The organism is Bordetella genomosp. 12, from assembly GCF_002261355.1.
In the GTDB taxonomy this organism is placed as follows: domain Bacteria; phylum Pseudomonadota; class Gammaproteobacteria; order Burkholderiales; family Burkholderiaceae_B; genus Bordetella.
Map to the genome: position 1 here is coordinate 704,304 of NZ_NEVU01000001.1, position 13,813 is coordinate 718,116.

At 58.5% G+C, this 13,813-nt stretch carries 7 protein-coding genes, 2 tRNA genes, 3 rRNA genes and 1 other RNA gene; 11 read left to right on the top strand and 2 right to left on the bottom strand.

The window, feature by feature from the left end:
• Positions 1-100: 100 nt before the first annotated feature.
• The 7 genes from CAL22_RS03395 to CAL22_RS03425 all read left to right on the top strand — a co-directional run bounded on the left by CAL22_RS03395 (position 101) and on the right by CAL22_RS03425 (position 7,842).
• On the top strand, positions 101-577 hold the full coding sequence (locus CAL22_RS03395; RefSeq protein WP_094810349.1) for an Lrp/AsnC family transcriptional regulator: 477 nt from the start codon (positions 101-103) through the stop codon (positions 575-577).
• 916 nt (positions 578-1,493) lie between these two features.
• Positions 1,494-3,024: ribosomal RNA gene (locus tag CAL22_RS03400) — 16S ribosomal RNA — on the top strand.
• 97 nt (positions 3,025-3,121) lie between these two features.
• Positions 3,122-3,198, top strand: a tRNA-Ile gene (locus CAL22_RS03405).
• 10 nt (positions 3,199-3,208) lie between these two features.
• Positions 3,209-3,284 (top strand) — tRNA-Ala (locus CAL22_RS03410).
• Positions 3,285-3,574: 290 nt separating this feature from the next.
• Positions 3,575-6,454 (top strand): 23S ribosomal RNA (locus CAL22_RS03415).
• 136 nt (positions 6,455-6,590) lie between these two features.
• Positions 6,591-6,703 (top strand): 5S ribosomal RNA (gene rrf, locus CAL22_RS03420).
• Together the 16S, 23S and 5S rRNA genes with 2 tRNA genes alongside form the textbook arrangement of a ribosomal RNA operon.
• 764 nt (positions 6,704-7,467) lie before the next feature.
• Complete coding sequence (locus CAL22_RS03425) at positions 7,468-7,842, top strand: DUF4870 family protein (protein ID WP_094810351.1); 375 nt, start codon at positions 7,468-7,470, stop codon at positions 7,840-7,842.
• 216 nt (positions 7,843-8,058) lie between these two features.
• Here the strand turns inward: CAL22_RS03425 and CAL22_RS03430 are convergent, their stop codons facing one another.
• Positions 8,059-8,337: an SWIB/MDM2 domain-containing protein gene (locus tag CAL22_RS03430; RefSeq protein ID WP_025517203.1), complete on the bottom strand. Its 279-nt coding sequence runs from the start codon at positions 8,335-8,337 to the stop codon at positions 8,059-8,061.
• A 148-nt stretch (positions 8,338-8,485) separates the two neighbouring features.
• Between CAL22_RS03430 and CAL22_RS03435 the strand changes: the two genes are divergently transcribed.
• Positions 8,486-9,679, top strand: coding sequence for a M20 aminoacylase family protein (locus CAL22_RS03435; RefSeq protein ID WP_094810353.1), 1,194 nt, complete (start codon positions 8,486-8,488; stop codon positions 9,677-9,679).
• Between the two features lie 12 nt (positions 9,680-9,691).
• Positions 9,692-10,750: a dihydroorotase gene (gene pyrC, locus CAL22_RS03440; RefSeq protein WP_094810355.1), complete on the top strand. Its 1,059-nt coding sequence runs from the start codon at positions 9,692-9,694 to the stop codon at positions 10,748-10,750.
• Positions 10,751-10,801: 51 nt separating this feature from the next.
• On the opposite strand, the gene CAL22_RS03445 is transcribed toward pyrC, so the two are convergent.
• Positions 10,802-12,610, bottom strand: a complete 1,809-nt coding sequence (locus CAL22_RS03445; RefSeq protein WP_094810357.1) for an ATP-binding cassette domain-containing protein — start codon at positions 12,608-12,610, stop codon at positions 10,802-10,804.
• Positions 12,611-12,686: 76 nt separating this feature from the next.
• Between CAL22_RS03445 and rnpB the strand changes: the two genes are divergently transcribed.
• Both rnpB and mraZ read left to right on the top strand, forming a co-directional pair.
• Positions 12,687-13,090, top strand: an RNA gene (rnpB, locus tag CAL22_RS03450) — RNase P RNA component class A.
• A gap of 293 nt (positions 13,091-13,383) precedes the next feature.
• The gene (mraZ, locus tag CAL22_RS03455; RefSeq protein ID WP_167383543.1) at positions 13,384-13,812 is read left to right on the top strand and encodes a division/cell wall cluster transcriptional repressor MraZ; all 429 of its coding nucleotides are present in this window, start codon (positions 13,384-13,386) and stop codon (positions 13,810-13,812) included.
• Position 13,813 lies beyond the last annotated feature (1 nt).

Genomic DNA, 13,813 nt, shown 5'->3' on the forward strand with positions numbered 1-13,813 from the left:
AAATTCTAGGCATTTGCCCTGGCAGGCGATTGCGAAAATAGCCCGCCAAGCCCTATCATCGGCAATCTGATTGCTCAAAATTAGAATCTAAGGGTAGAAAATGACCGAAAATGGTCTGGATAGGACAGATCGGCGAATTCTGGCCGAATTGCAGCGCGACGGGCGGCTCAGTAATCAGGAGCTGGCCGACCGGGTCTCCCTCTCGCCCAGCCCCTGTCTGCGCCGGGTCCGCCGTCTCGAAGAGCAGGGCTATATCAAGCGGTATGCGGCCTTGGTCGACGCTGACAAGGTCGGCTTGGGGCTGTTGGCCTATGTGACCATCCGGCTGAACAAGCACGTGGGGGGCAGTCATGCCTCCATGGCGGATTTCCACCGCGATGTGCAGCTCTGGCCGGAAGTCGTGGAGTGCTATGCCATGTCGGGCGACATGGACTACCTGCTGCGCATCCAGGTCCAAGACCTGGCGCATTTCTCCCGTTTTGCGATGGATACCCTGATGCTGCATCCGGCGGTCGTCGATATGAAATCCTTTTTTGCCTTGCAGCAGATCAAGGAGACAACCGAGCTTCACATCTGAGCTGCCCCTCTATATAGGGGCAGCAGCCGGCAACCGGGGCCGGAAGACCTGGCTCCGAGAAGAAAAAACCCTTTTTCCCAGAAAAAGGTGTCAAAGCCGTGACACGCGATTTTTTTCTGTGCTATAGTTCGCCCCCTCGCAGCACAGACAGCAATGCAAACGCAACGCAGCCGGTGTAGCGAGACCGAAGCGAGATGGTTTTTCGGGTTCCAAAGCGATTGCCGCATGAGCGGGGCGCAGGAAGCGAAAGGGGTCTCTGACACGGGGAGGGTGGTTTAGGCGTAGCGCCGGCCGGGATTCCAGTGTTGCACGACGGTGTAGAAATAAAGCAGCTTCGGTTGCATGATCTGCAAAAGTTGTGTTATAGTTTCGGGCTTGGCAGTTAGCGAAACGTCAGGGTTAACCCTGATCTGCGGTGGCAAGAGCAAGACGCCTGACGCAGGATGCTTCGCTAGTTGCTAAGCACGGGTTGCCGAGAGGTGATCCGAGGGACGCGAGTCTCTGAAGAAGTGGTGAGTTGGCAAGGCAGGCGTGAGCAGAAGAAATTTTGCGAGCGGCGCGAAAAAAAGCGAAGCCGAGTTGACAAACTTAAAAAACTTCTTCATAATCTCGTTTCTCTGCTGCTGACAACGACGCAGCGACGACAGCAAGGCAAGACGCTGTAAGTTGCGCGAAGTTAAGTGGGTAGCGAGTTTAGTAAGTGCAGTTGGCAGTACCGCTCTTTAACAATTAAACAACCGATAAGTGTGGGCACTTGGTGTGAGTGCGCAACGACTGGGTTTCGGCCTGGTCGGGAAGCGAAACTATCAAGTGCTCATATATGAAGTAAGGTTTAGTTTTTCGAAACTATCACCTCACTTCCTTTGAGCAAGCGAAAGTCGTCATTGGGTAAAACTGATGGCGCAACACAGAGATTAAACTGAAGAGTTTGATCCTGGCTCAGATTGAACGCTGGCGGGATGCTTTACACATGCAAGTCGGACGGCAGCACGGACTTCGGTCTGGTGGCGAGTGGCGAACGGGTGAGTAATGTATCGGAACGTGCCCAGTAGCGGGGGATAACTACGCGAAAGCGTAGCTAATACCGCATACGCCCTACGGGGGAAAGCGGGGGACCTTCGGGCCTCGCACTATTGGAGCGGCCGATATCGGATTAGCTAGTTGGTGGGGTAACGGCTCACCAAGGCGACGATCCGTAGCTGGTTTGAGAGGACGACCAGCCACACTGGGACTGAGACACGGCCCAGACTCCTACGGGAGGCAGCAGTGGGGAATTTTGGACAATGGGGGAAACCCTGATCCAGCCATCCCGCGTGTGCGATGAAGGCCTTCGGGTTGTAAAGCACTTTTGGCAGGAAAGAAACGGCGCAGGCTAATAACTTGCGCAACTGACGGTACCTGCAGAATAAGCACCGGCTAACTACGTGCCAGCAGCCGCGGTAATACGTAGGGTGCAAGCGTTAATCGGAATTACTGGGCGTAAAGCGTGCGCAGGCGGTTCGGAAAGAAAGATGTGAAATCCCAGAGCTTAACTTTGGAACTGCATTTTTAACTACCGAGCTAGAGTGTGTCAGAGGGAGGTGGAATTCCGCGTGTAGCAGTGAAATGCGTAGATATGCGGAGGAACACCGATGGCGAAGGCAGCCTCCTGGGATAACACTGACGCTCATGCACGAAAGCGTGGGGAGCAAACAGGATTAGATACCCTGGTAGTCCACGCCCTAAACGATGTCAACTAGCTGTTGGGGCCTTCGGGCCTTGGTAGCGCAGCTAACGCGTGAAGTTGACCGCCTGGGGAGTACGGTCGCAAGATTAAAACTCAAAGGAATTGACGGGGACCCGCACAAGCGGTGGATGATGTGGATTAATTCGATGCAACGCGAAAAACCTTACCTACCCTTGACATGTCTGGAATCCCGAAGAGATTTGGGAGTGCTCGCAAGAGAACCGGAACACAGGTGCTGCATGGCTGTCGTCAGCTCGTGTCGTGAGATGTTGGGTTAAGTCCCGCAACGAGCGCAACCCTTGTCATTAGTTGCTACGAAAGGGCACTCTAATGAGACTGCCGGTGACAAACCGGAGGAAGGTGGGGATGACGTCAAGTCCTCATGGCCCTTATGGGTAGGGCTTCACACGTCATACAATGGTCGGGACAGAGGGTCGCCAACCCGCGAGGGGGAGCCAATCCCAGAAACCCGATCGTAGTCCGGATCGCAGTCTGCAACTCGACTGCGTGAAGTCGGAATCGCTAGTAATCGCGGATCAGCATGTCGCGGTGAATACGTTCCCGGGTCTTGTACACACCGCCCGTCACACCATGGGAGTGGGTTTTACCAGAAGTAGTTAGCCTAACCGTAAGGGGGGCGATTACCACGGTAGGATTCATGACTGGGGTGAAGTCGTAACAAGGTAGCCGTATCGGAAGGTGCGGCTGGATCACCTCCTTTAAGAGCTAAGTGCTCGCGTCAAGTGTCCACGCTTATCGGTTGTTAGAATATAGCTGCTGGAAGGATCGAACAGATCCGGGAAGATTTTGAAGGTCTAGGGTCTGTAGCTCAGTCGGTTAGAGCACCGTCTTGATAAGGCGGGGGTCGTTGGTTCGAATCCAACCAGACCCACCACGCATTACATGGGGGTGTAGCTCAGCTGGGAGAGCGCCTGCTTTGCAAGCAGGATGTCATCGGTTCGATCCCGTTCACCTCCACCACTGATTTGTGGTGATGCAGCCTGAGGGTAACGATTAGTACTGCGTGCAGTGTTAATCGTTAGGTTTAGGCCTGACAGCTATATTTGTTCTTTAACAATTTGGAAGAAGCACAACGTAAAGTGTTTATCGAGTAGTCAGGGGCAACTCTGATGAAGATAGATACGGGTTGTGATTGCATGATTTATGTTCCAAGTCTCAAGCTGATTGGTTTTTAACTGATCAGAGCTTTTGAACTTAAGAACGGCACAAACGCGAAATGTTCAGCGTCCTATAAGACTCAAGTGTTATAGGATCAAGCGACTAAGTGCATATGGTGGATGCCTTGGCGATCACAGGCGATGAAGGACGTGGTAGCCTGCGAAAAGCTACGGGGAGCTGGCAAACAAGCTTTGATCCGTAGATGTCCGAATGGGGAAACCCACTGCGTAAGCAGTATCCCTGACTGAATACATAGGTCAGTGGAAGCGAACCGGGTGAACTGAAACATCTCAGTAGCTCGAGGAAAAGAAATCAACCGAGATTCCGAAAGTAGTGGCGAGCGAAATCGGAACAGCCTTTACGATTTAGCTATTTGTATAGTCGAACAGTCTGGAAAGTCTGACCGTAGCAGGTGATAGTCCTGTAGACGAAATGCAGATAGTGGAACTAAGCGTAAGAGAAGTAGGGCGGGACACGTGAAATCCTGTTTGAAGATGGGGGGACCATCCTCCAAGGCTAAATACTCGTGATCGACCGATAGTGAACCAGTACCGTGAGGGAAAGGCGAAAAGAACCCCGGAAGGGGAGTGAAATAGATCCTGAAACCGTATGCATACAAACAGTCGGAGCCTCCTTGTGGGGTGACGGCGTACCTTTTGTATAATGGGTCAGCGACTTACATTCAGTGGCAAGCTTAACCGAATAGGGAAGGCGTAGCGAAAGCGAGTCCGAATAGGGCGTTCAGTCGCTGGGTGTAGACCCGAAACCAGATGATCTACCCATGGCCAGGTTGAAGGCACGGTAACACGTGCTGGAGGACCGAACCCACTAGTGTTGAAAAACTAGGGGATGAGCTGTGGATAGGGGTGAAAGGCTAAACAAATCTGGAAATAGCTGGTTCTCTCCGAAAACTATTTAGGTAGTGCCTCAAGTATTACTGCGGGGGGTAGAGCACTGTTATGGCTAGGGGGTCATGGCGACTTACCAAACCATGGCAAACTCCGAATACCCGCAAGTACAGCTTGGGAGACAGAGCACCGGGTGCTAACGTCCGGACTCAAGAGGGAAACAACCCAGACCGCCAGCTAAGGTCCCAAATTATCGCTAAGTGGGAAACGAAGTGGGAAGGCATAGACAGTCAGGAGGTTGGCTTAGAAGCAGCCACCCTTTAAAGAAAGCGTAATAGCTCACTGATCGAGTCGTCCTGCGCGGAAGATGTAACGGGGCTAAGCGATAAACCGAAGCTGCGGGTGTGTACTTTGTACACGCGGTAGGAGAGCGTTCTGTAAGCCTGCGAAGGTGGCTTGTGAAGGCTGCTGGAGGTATCAGAAGTGCGAATGCTGACATGAGTAGCGATAAAGGGGGTGAAAAGCCCCCTCGCCGTAAGTCCAAGGTTTCCTGCGCAACGTTCATCGGCGCAGGGTGAGTCGGCCCCTAAGGCGAGGCAGAGATGCGTAGCTGATGGGAAGCTGGTTAATATTCCAGCACCGTCGTACAGTGCGATGGGGGGACGGATCGCGGAAGATCATCAGGGTGTTGGATGTCCCTGTTGCTGCATTGAAGATGGCGCTTAGGCAAATCCGGGCGCGAGAATCAAGGGTGTGGCTCGAGCGAGCATGTCTCGCGAAGTGATTGGAAGTGGTTCCAAGAAAAGCCTCTAAGCTTCAGCTGTACGAGACCGTACCGCAAACCGACACAGGTGGACGGGATGAATATTCCAAGGCGCTTGAGAGAACTCGGGAGAAGGAACTCGGCAAATTGATACCGTAACTTCGGGAGAAGGTATGCCCCGGTAGTGTGAAGCGCCTGCGCGCTGAGCATGATGGGGTCGCAGAGAATCGGTGGCTGCGACTGTTTATTAAAAACACAGCACTCTGCAAAGACGAAAGTCGACGTATAGGGTGTGACGCCTGCCCGGTGCCGGAAGGTTAAGTGATGGGGTGCAAGCTCTTGATCGAAGCCCCGGTAAACGGCGGCCGTAACTATAACGGTCCTAAGGTAGCGAAATTCCTTGTCGGGTAAGTTCCGACCTGCACGAATGGCGTAACGATGGCCACACTGTCTCCTCCCGAGACTCAGCGAAGTTGAAGTGTTTGTGATGATGCAATCTACCCGCGGCTAGACGGAAAGACCCCATGAACCTTTACTGTAGCTTTGCATTGGACTGTGAACCGGCCTGTGTAGGATAGGTGGGAGGCGCAGAACTCGAGTCGCTAGATTCGAGGGAGCCGACCTTGAAATACCACCCTGGTTTGTTTGCGGTTCTAACCTTGGTCCGTTATCCGGATCGGGGACAGTGCATGGTGGGCAGTTTGACTGGGGCGGTCTCCTCCCAAAGTGTAACGGAGGAGCTCGAAGGTACGCTAGGTACGGTCGGAAATCGTGCTGATAGTGCAATGGCATAAGCGTGCTTGACTGTGAGACTGACAAGTCGAACAGGTGCGAAAGCAGGACATAGTGATCCGGTGGTTCTGAATGGAAGGGCCATCGCTCAACGGATAAAAGGTACTCTGGGGATAACAGGCTGATACCGCCCAAGAGTTCATATCGACGGCGGTGTTTGGCACCTCGATGTCGGCTCATCTCATCCTGGGGCTGTAGCCGGTCCCAAGGGTATGGCTGTTCGCCATTTAAAGAGGTACGTGAGCTGGGTTTAAAACGTCGTGAGACAGTTTGGTCCCTATCTGCCGTGGGCGTTGGATACTTGACGGAGCCTGCTCCTAGTACGAGAGGACCGGAGTGGACGTACCTCTGGTGTACCGGTTGTCATGCCAATGGCATTGCCGGGTAGCTAAGTACGGAAGAGATAACCGCTGAAGGCATCTAAGCGGGAAACTCGTCTGAAGATTAGGTATCCCGGGGACTAGATCCCCCTAAAGGGTCGTTCAAGACCAGGACGTTGATAGGTCGGGTGTGGAAGCGCAGTAATGCGTTAAGCTAACCGATACTAATTGCCCGTGCGGCTTGATCCTATAACTCTTTAGTCTTACATATACGATTGCTGGCCATATCGCGCCAGTGCCGTCTGAACATACATCAACGCAACTCAGTTGCTGCTTCTTCCAAATTCAAGCCGTTGACAATGCGTCAACCGCTTAGCCGGTTACGCCTGACGACCATAGCAAGGTGGCCCCACTCCTTCCCATCCCGAACAGGACAGTGAAACGCCTTCGCGCCGATGATAGTGGACGTACGTCTGTGAAAGTAGGTCATCGTCAGGCTTTTATTCCTCAAAACCCCGTAAGCTATCCGCTTACGGGGTTTTGTTTTGCGCGTTTTGTTTGTGCGGCGCGCGCAACGTGCGTGACCGCCTCTGGCCCTCGTGCTGCTGACCGCGCCTTGCCGCGCAGCCGCTCCAGCGCTTACCGCGCCGGCGTCTCTCGCGGCACGTGCTCCCCGAAAAGCGTAAACCCTCCTCGCTGGCCTGCCCTCAGATGCCTGAGCTGCGGCGTGCTGCGCTGGCTCCCTTGTGTGAGGCTGATACCTGGCGGCAGCACTGCCCGCTGTAGGCGCGTTGCGTTGTGCGGCGCAGAGGGTGTGGGCGTAGGCCGCGCGAGCTGCGTTGTGTGAACGTGATCTTTGGCGCTAGCGCTGACCCGCTGCGGGGATGCCGGTCTGGCGCACTGGCCTGGCAGATCGTCTGCTCGCACGGATACGCTGAAACTGAAGGCTCGTATTCCACCGCCACGGCCGGCGTTGGCCCACGCCGCTGGCGACAAGTGCGAATCGATGCCGCTTCACTGAACCACCTGCGCACCCCACGTCGGCCCGTGCTCAGGTATGGCCGCGAAGATGCGCGCTCAAACCGCCGTCAGGCGGCCAGTCAGTCGGCCAGCCAGACGGCTATGCGGCCATCGGCTGTTGAAACAGCCTCGCATCTGGCCATGCGGCAAGGGCTATTTATCGCTGCGTACCCAAATAACAACGCACGCCGGGAACGTCCGGCATAGTGCGGTAAGATTGGGCGAATGTATTCGATGGAGCTGTGATCGTGAGCGAATCTCCCAATCCCCTACCGGGTTCCCAACCCCTGGATCTGCGCACTCTCACGCATGTGTCCTATGGCTTGTTTGCACTGGGTTTTCTCACCGGCGGCATTCTGGGCGTAGCGACGCTGGCGGCCGTGGTGCTGATGTATCTGAAGCGATCGGATACCGCAGGGACGGTCTACGCCTCGCACTTTGACTGGCTGCTGCGCACCTTTTGGTGGTCGCTGCTGTGGTTGGCTGTCAGCTTTGTGCTGACGCTGATTTATATCGGCTGGATCGGGATGATAGCCACCGTGGTCTGGGTGCTCTACCGATTGATCAGAGGATGGTTGGCGCTGCTGGAGGGGAATCCTCCGTCGAGCTACGCCTGAGGAATGCTTTGCGTATAAGCCGGCCTGGTGCCGGCTTATTTGCGTTTGCGTCTGGTGCTCGACGGCGAAGACGCAACGGCTTGGGGCAAACGGGATGGGCAATGCAGGAGAGCATGGCCGGGCAGGCAGGACGGCGACTCCCGGTCAGCTTCGGCGGGCGCTAAGGCAGCGCGCAGCAAGGAAGGGACGTACGAGGTACGCCCTCGACCCTGGTGCTTACTTCAGGTGAGCGTTGACCAGTTTGGTCAGCTCGAACATCGTGACCTGATCCTTGCCGAAGATGGGGCGCAGCTTGGCATCGGCGTTGATGTTGCGCTTGTTGCTGGCGTCTTGCAGGTTGTGCTTTTTGATGTAGTCCCAGATCTTTTTGGTGACCTCGGTGCGCGGCACGGCTTCCGAGCCGATGACGGCAGCCAGCTCGGCGCTGGGGGTCAGAGGCTTCATAAACGCGGCATTCGGTTTGCGCGTGGTCGCGGTTTTGGAGGGTGTGGCCATAATGCGGCGCTCCTTCTCTGGATGTTGGAAAAAATGTCCTGCGGGCCGCAGCATAACGTGTCTACCGGGTAAAGACAAAGGCATTTATCCTCTGTAGCAACTAAAATCGGCCTACACACACCCCTCAGCCAGGTTCCTGTAACGTCCTATGTACGCACGCTCCCCGCTTGAATCGATACGGCTTTTTCATGACGAACTGACCGCGCTGCGCCGCGATCTGCACGCTCACCCCGAACTGGGGTTCGAGGAAGTGCGCACCTCAGGCATCGTCGCCGGCGCCCTGGAGGCGCTGGGGATCGAGGTGCATCGCGGCATCGGCAAGACAGGCGTGGTGGGGGTGATCCGCGGCCGCCGCTGCGACAGCGGGCGCATGATCGGCCTGCGGGCCGACATGGACGCATTGCCCATGGCCGAAGACAACGCGTTTGCGCATAAGTCCACCAAGCCTGGCCTGATGCACGGATGCGGCCATGATGGACACACCGCCATTTTGCTGGGTGCGGCCCGGTATCTGGCCCAAAGCCGCAATTTTGACGGGACGGCCGTGTTGATCTTCCAGCCTGCCGAAGAAGGCCGTGGCGGCGCCAAGGCCATGCTCGACGACGGCCTGTTCGACACCTTTCCGTGCGACGCCATCTACGCCCTGCACAACTGGCCGGGCTTGCCCCCGGGCACGGTGGGTGTCAATCCCGGACCGATGATGGCGGCCGCCGACCGTTTCGAGATCGTCATCAATGGCCGCGGCGGCCACGGCGCGCATCCGTACCAGACTATCGATCCGGTGACGGTCGCCGGCCACCTCATCACGGCGTTGCAGACCATCGTGTCGCGCAACGTCAATCCGCTGGACTCGGCCGTGGTGTCCATCGGCTCGCTACAGGCCGGCCACCCGGGGGCCATGAGTGTCATTCCGCGCGAGGCGAAGATGGTCGGTACCGTCCGTACCTTTCGCAAGTCGGTGCAGGAAATGGTCGAGACGCGGATGCGGGAGTTGGCCTCGGCGATTGCCAGCGCTTTTGGCGCCACGGCCGAGGTGACCTACGAGCGGATTTATCCGGCGACACTGAACACGCCGCAGCACGCCACGCTGGTGGCCGACATCGCAACCGAGATGGTGGGCAAGGAAAAGGTCGTGCGCGATCTGATCCCTTCCATGGGCTCGGAGGATTTTTCGTTTATGCTGCAAGCCAAGCCCGGTGCTTATTTCCGCCTTGGACAAGGCGGGGCGGAGTCGGGCTGCGTGCTGCACAACTCCCATTTCGATTTCAATGACGCCGTGATTCCGCTGGGTAGCGCCATGTTTGCTGCCCTGGCCGAACGCGGCATGCCCTTGGCCGAGTAAAGGCCCTCATTCATGTCCCACCCTGTTCAACTCACGATCACCCGACCCGACGACTGGCATTTGCATCTGCGCGATGGTGCTGCGCTGGAAGCGGTGGTCGGCGATACGGCGCGCCAGTTCGCGCGCGCCATCATCATGCCCAACCTCAAGCCGCCGGTGACGACCACCGAGCAGGCGCTGGCGTATCGCGAACGCATTGTCGCGGCCTTGAACAAAACCGTCGGCGAGGGCGTGGATTTCACGCCGCTCATGACGCTGTATCTGACCGACAATACGCCGGCTGCCGAGATCGAGCGCGCCAAGGCCAGCGGGCAGGTCTTCGCCGTCAAGCTGTACCCGGCCGGCGCGACGACCAACTCCGATGCCGGCGTGACGGACTTGCTGGGCAAGTGTGCCCCGGCCCTGACCGCGCTGGAGAAAGCCGGCATGCCGTTGCTGGTGCATGGCGAAGTCACGGATCCTGCCATCGATGTGTTTGACCGCGAGGCCATTTTCATCGAGCGCGTCATGCAGCCGCTGCGCCGTGCCTATCCCGGTTTGAAGGTGGTGTTCGAGCACATCACGACCAAGGAAGGCGCCGAGTATGTGCGTGATGCCGAGGGTCCCATCGCGGCGACCATCACGCCGCAACACATGCTCTACAACCGCAACGCCATCTTTCAGGGCGGGGTGCGTCCGCATTGGTACTGTCTGCCGATTCTCAAGCGCGAAGTGCATCGCCAGGCGCTGGTCCAGGCCGCCACCAGCGGCAGCCCGCGTTTCTTCCTGGGCACCGATAGCGCCCCGCATGCCAAAGGCCTGAAAGAACATGCTTGTGGCTGTGCCGGCTGTTACACGGCATTGCACGCGATGGAGCTGTACGCAACCGCCTTCGAGAACGCCGGGGCCCTGGATAAACTGGAAGGCTTCGCCAGCCACCATGGTCCGGACTTCTACGGCCTGCCGCGCAATACCGGCACACTAATGCTGGTGCGCGAGCCTTTCTCCATCCCGGACGAGCTGCCTTACGGCAATACGTCAATCGTGCCGCTGGCCGCGGGTGAGGCTCTGCCCTGGCGCGTGCAGGTCTGAGCGCCCTGACGGCGCCGGGCCCCGGCTGATGCCACGGCCCGGCGCGTCTGTTCAGGCGCTGGCCGCGCGGCGCTCCTCGAGCGCTTCCCAGCGCTCGAATTTGGCTTCGAGGTCTTTTTCGATGCGTGCCAGCTCGGCCTGGATGCGCTCGACTTCCTCCGGGGCGTCGCGGTAGAGGCTGCCGTCGGCCAGTTTGGCGCTGAGGGTGGCTTGTTCGGTTTCCAGGCCGGCAATGGCATCCGGCAGCCCTTCGAGTTCGCGCAACTCCCAGGAACTGATCTTGGCCGCGCGCGTCGGCTTGGCGCGCGTGGCGGGCGTCGCGGCGGGCGCCGCCGGCGTGCTCGCTGGCTCCGCGGCTGGGGCGGACGGGCGCTGCAGCAGCCACTCATCGTAGCCGCCGACATAATCACGCCAGTGGCCATTGCCTTCATAGGCGATGGTTTGCGTGACGACGTTGTTCAGAAAGGCGCGGTCATGGCTGACCAGCAGCACGGTGCCCGCATAATCCTGCAGCAACTCTTCGAGCAGCTCCAGCGTTTCGATGTCCAGATCGTTGGTGGGTTCGTCGAGCACCAGCACGTTGGCCGGACGTGCGAACAGCCGCGCCAGCAACAGGCGTGCGCGCTCACCGCCGGACAGGCTGCGCACGGGCGAGCCGGCGCGAGCCGGCGAGAACAGAAAATCGCCCAGATAGCTCATGACGTGCTTGCGCGTGCCGCCGATTTCCACCCATTCGCTGCCGGGGTTGATGATATCGGCCAGCGCCGCATCTTCGTCGAGCTGGGCGCGCATTTGATCGAAATACGCCACCTCGACGTTGGTGCCGGTGCGTACCGTGCCGCGGTCGGGGGTCAGTTGGCCCAGGATGATCTTGAGCAGCGTGGTTTTGCCGGCGCCATTGGGCCCGATGATGCCGATGCGGTCGCCGCGCAGGATGGTGGTCGAGTAGTCGTTGACCACGGTCTTGTCGCCGAAAGCCTGATAGACGTCGCGCAGCTCGGAGACGATCTTGCCGGAGCGCTGACCCTGGGCGACGGCCAAATTGACGTTACCCATGCGTTCGCGGCGGTCGGCGCGTTCCACGCGCAGGCGCTCGAGGCGGCGCACGCGGCCTTCGTTACGCGTGCGCCGGGCTTCCACGCCTTTGCGGATCCAGACTTCTTCCTGGGCGAGCAGCTTGTCAAAGCGCGCTTGCTCCAGGCGCTCGGATTCGAGCCATTGCGCCTTGCGCTCTTGCCACTGACTGAAGTTGCCGGGAAAACTCAGCAGCCGGCCACGGTCCAGCTCGACGATGCGCGTGGCGATGGCGTCGAGAAAGCGCCGGTCGTGGGTGATGATGACGGCGGCGCCTTTCCAGGTGCGCAGCAGCTCTTCCAGCCAGGCGATACCCTCGAAATCCAGATGGTTGGTCGGTTCGTCGAGCAGCAGCAGGTCGGGCTGATCCACCAGGGCGCGCGCCAGGGCCACCCGTTTGCGTGTGCCGCCGGACAGGCCGGCGATCAGGGCGTCGGTCGGCAGGCCGAGTTTCTCGAGCGTGGCGCGCACGCGCGCTGGCCGCTGCCAGTCTTCGGGATTGGCCTCTTCGTCGCAGACGACGTCGTAGACCGTGCGGCTTTCGTCGAGCGTGGGCTCCTGCTCGACCGTCACCACACGCAGCCCCGAGCTGCGGCTGATATCGCCGTCATCGGGCTGGTTGCGGCCATCGAGCAGGCGCAGCAGCGACGATTTTCCGGCGCCATTGCGGCCGATCAGGCCGATGCGCTCGCCTTCCTGGATGGCGAAGTCGGCGTGATCGAGCAAGGGGTGGTGTCCATAAGCCAGCTGGACGTTGGTCAGGGAGATAAGCGTGTTTTGAGCCATGGGATTCTGCGCGGAACGTAAGTCGTATTGTCGCAGAACCGGGCCCGGGGGCAGGGTGTACTACAATGCGGGCCGCAGGGCAGATCGGGCAATCGCGGTGATTCGTTCATCGAGGAAGGTCCGGACTCCACAGGGCAGGATAGCGGCTAACGGCCGTCCGGTGAGGTGCGCAAGCATCGAGCCGAGGACTAGGGCCACAGAGACGAGTCTGCGGGGCGGGCATTCGCAAGAATGCACCGGCACGGCCACTCCGTGCCGTGGCAGCTGGCAACGGCTGCCGGCATCGCAGGGTGAAACGCGGCAACCTCTATCCGGAGCAACATCAAATAGGCATGCGCAAGGTCTTCGGACCGGGAAGAGCGGCTCGCTCGAGCATGCGGGTAGGTGGCTAGAGCGTTCCAGCAATGGTTCGCCCAGAGGAATGATTGCCCGCCAGGGAGACCTGGCGTACAGAATCCGGCCTATAGATCTGCTCTGCTTTCTCTTCTTCCCGTCGCCACCGGTCCCTCAGGGGCCGATGGCGTCGCGCGTCCCCGATCCGTCGGCTCGTCTGAGCGAGAAACCACTTGTTTGCGACCACTTCTTGACTAAGGACTTTTAGTTCCCGGCGCAACATGCTGATTTATCAGGATGTTTTCTCTGTCCCCTCATTTACAAATTGCTCTAAGTCCTTGTTGTGATTGAAAAAATTGCAACCGCTGGCTTGACCCGTCCTGAGCCTTCCCGTAGAGTGGGAAAAAGTAGGAATTTGTGCAATTAAGTGGGGCAAATCCGTGTTTCAGGGAAGCAGCGCGCTCACGTTGGATGCTAAGGGACGGATCTCGATTCCGACCCGGCATCGTGACGCCCTGGTTTCGCAGGCCGAAGGCCGGCTGACCCTGACTCGCCACCCGGACGGCTGCTTGCTGGTCTATCCGCGACCCGAGTGGGAAAAGAAGCGCGAGCAGATCGCGGCTTTCCCGATGTCGGCGCGCGCCTTGCAGCGGCTGTTGTTGGGAAATGCCCAGGACGTTGAGATCGACGGTTCCGGCCGGGTCCTCATCGCTCCCGAACTGCGCAACGCTTCCGGAATGACGCGCGACGTGATGCTGCTCGGTATGGGCACGCACTTCGAGCTCTGGGATGCCGCTTCCCTGGCCCGCCGCGAGGCGGACGATTTGGCCCAGGGGATGCCGGACGTGTTGAATCAGTTTTCGTTCTGAA